Below are 2,448 nucleotides of genomic sequence, written 5' to 3'. Positions count from 1 at the left end.
GCTGGCGTTCATCGGAGCTCTTGGAGCTGCGTTTCTTCATTCCTGCCGACGCCCGAGTTGCCAAGGACAGGAAGCTGGTGGACATCACCGAGAGCACGAGCAGCAGCCCGATGATGATGTTGATGACGTTGACCGTGACGTCCTCGAGGCGCAGGGCGCTCGAGATGACGCCGATCAACAGGACTCCGGCGATGACGCCGTGCAGCGCACCGCGCCCGCCGAAGATCGACACGCCGCCGAGCAGGACCGCGGCGATGACCTGGAGCTCGAGCCCGGTCGCGTTGTCGCCCCGCGCGCTGCCGTAGCGGAGCGTGATGTAGATGCCCGCGAACGCCGAGACGGCGCCGGAGAGCACGAACAGGATGAACTTGGTACGCGCGACGTTGACGCCGGTGAAGTGCGCCGCCTCGGAGTTGAGGCCGATGTCGTAGACACCGCGACCGAACGACGTGAAGTGCAGCAGCACCGCGAAGATGATCAGGAGCACGACGAACGGGATCATGATGACCGGGTAGCTGCTGTCACCGATGTGCTGCTTGGCCAGGTCGGTCCACTTCTCGGGGAAGTCCGTGACGGCCTTGGTGCCGAGCGTGCCGACCGCGATGCCGCGGTAGAGCGCCAGCGTGCCGATCGTGACGGCCAGCGAGGGCAGTCCGACGTACGCCACGAGGAAGCCGTTGAACGCCCCGCAGATCACGCCGACGACGATCGCGACGAGCCCAGCCATCGGGATCGACATGCCGTTCTGGTGCAGGTCGCCGACGAGCACGCTGCTGAGTGCCACGGTGCTCGCCACCGACAGGTCGATCTCGCCGGTGATGATGATCATCGTCATCGGCAGGGCGATCAGCAGGATCGCGGCGGCGTCGAGCAGCAGGTAGTAGATCGTCAGCGGCCCGTCGAACGCCGGCACCTGGTCGCGCGAGTAGAGGTAGACCGCGACGAGCAGGGCGATGATCGCGAACTCGCGGGTCAGCAGCACCCGCTGCCACAGCGGCTTCGCGTGGGACGCGTACGTCCGTGCGGCGGTGGTCGTCGTGGTCATGATGCGTCCCTCGCTTCGACGAGCTTGCGTGATCTGCGTGCCGACAGGACCCGGTCGAGCACGATCGCGCCGAGGATCAGGGCACCGACGACGGCCTGCTGCCAGAAGTCCTGCACGCCGAGGATCGGCAGCGCACGGTTGATCGTGATGAGCAGCCAGGCGCCGATCGCGGCGCCCCACACCGAGCCGCTGCCGCCGAAGATCGCGACGCCGCCGATGACCGCGGCGCCGACAGCCTGGAGCTCGATGTCCTGGCCCGCTCCGGAGCTGATCGTGCCGTAGCGCGCGGCATACACGACACCGGCGAGGCCGGCGAGCGAGCCGCACAGGACGAACGCGCCGATGACGCGGCGGCGCACCTTGAGGCCGTACAGGTTGGCGGCGGCGGGGTCGGACCCGATCGCGTACAGCTCACGGCCGCCACGCGCGGTGCGCAGGTAGTAGCCGACGATGCCGAGCACGACCAGCGCGATGATCGTCAGGACCGGGATCGTCAGGATCGTCTTGGTGCCGAGCGAGAGGAAGTCGTTCGGCATGTCCGAGGCGTTGATCCGGTCCGAGCCCGCCCACGACAGCACGACGCCGCGGTAGATGTAGAGCGTCCCGAGCGTGATGACCAGCGCAGGAACCTTGCCGAGAGCGACCAGCAGGCCGTTGATCAGGCCCAGGCCGGCACCCGCGAGCATGCCGATCGCGAACACCACGATGATCGGGATGCCGGGGTTGTCCACGAACAGGCGTCCGGTCAGGTATGCCGTGAGGGCCAGCGTCGAGCCGACCGACAGATCGACGTTGCGGGTGATGATCACGACGGCCTGGCCGATCGCGAGCAGCAGCAGGATCGAGGGCGCCAGCAGCAGGTCGCGCCAGCTGTTGTCGCTGAACAAGAAGCTGCGGGTGTTGAGCGTCGCGGCGGCGATGACCAGGATCAGCACCAGCGCGATGGCGGACTCGCGCGAGGTGAAGATCGTCGACATCGCGCGTTGAGCGGCGGTTCGGCGACTGGGTTCGACCAGCATCGTGTCAGTCATGCGGGAACTTCCATCGTGTTGGTCGCGGCGGTCATGACGCTCTCGGGCGTCGCGTCCGCGCGGTCGAGGTTCGCGGTGATGTGTCCTTCGTGGACCACGAGGACGCGGTCGGCCATGCCCAGCACCTCGGGCAGCTCCGACGAGATCATGAGGATCGCCATGCCCTGGCCGGCGAGCTCGGAGATCAGGCGGTGCACCTCGGCCTTGGTGCCGATGTCGATGCCACGCGTCGGTTCGTCGATGATCAGGAGCGACGGTTGCGTCGCGAGCCACTTGGCGATGACCACCTTCTGCTGGTTGCCGCCGCTCATCGTCGTCGCGTGCATGTCGAGCGCGTTGGTCTTGACCTCGAGGCGTCCCGCCCAGGGGCCG

At 67.4% G+C, this 2,448-nt stretch carries 3 protein-coding genes; all 3 read right to left on the bottom strand.

The window, feature by feature from the left end:
* A partial coding sequence (locus V6M46_RS10910; protein WP_332664784.1) for an ABC transporter permease occupies positions 1 to 1,045 on the bottom strand: 1,045 nt, incomplete at its 3' end.
* The gene (locus V6M46_RS10905) at positions 1,042 to 2,076 is read right to left on the bottom strand and encodes an ABC transporter permease (RefSeq protein ID WP_332664782.1); all 1,035 of its coding nucleotides are present in this window, start codon (positions 2,074 to 2,076) and stop codon (positions 1,042 to 1,044) included. The genes V6M46_RS10910 and V6M46_RS10905, both read right to left, overlap by 4 nt.
* Positions 2,073 to 2,448, bottom strand: a 376-nt coding sequence (locus tag V6M46_RS10900; RefSeq protein ID WP_332664781.1) for an ATP-binding cassette domain-containing protein, incomplete at its 5' end; no start/stop codon positions are given. The genes V6M46_RS10900 and V6M46_RS10905, both read right to left, overlap by 4 nt.

Source organism: Aeromicrobium sp. (genome assembly GCF_036676885.1).
Taxonomy (GTDB): domain Bacteria; phylum Actinomycetota; class Actinomycetes; order Propionibacteriales; family Nocardioidaceae; genus Aeromicrobium.
This window is presented reverse-complemented; position numbering and strand designations above follow the sequence as displayed.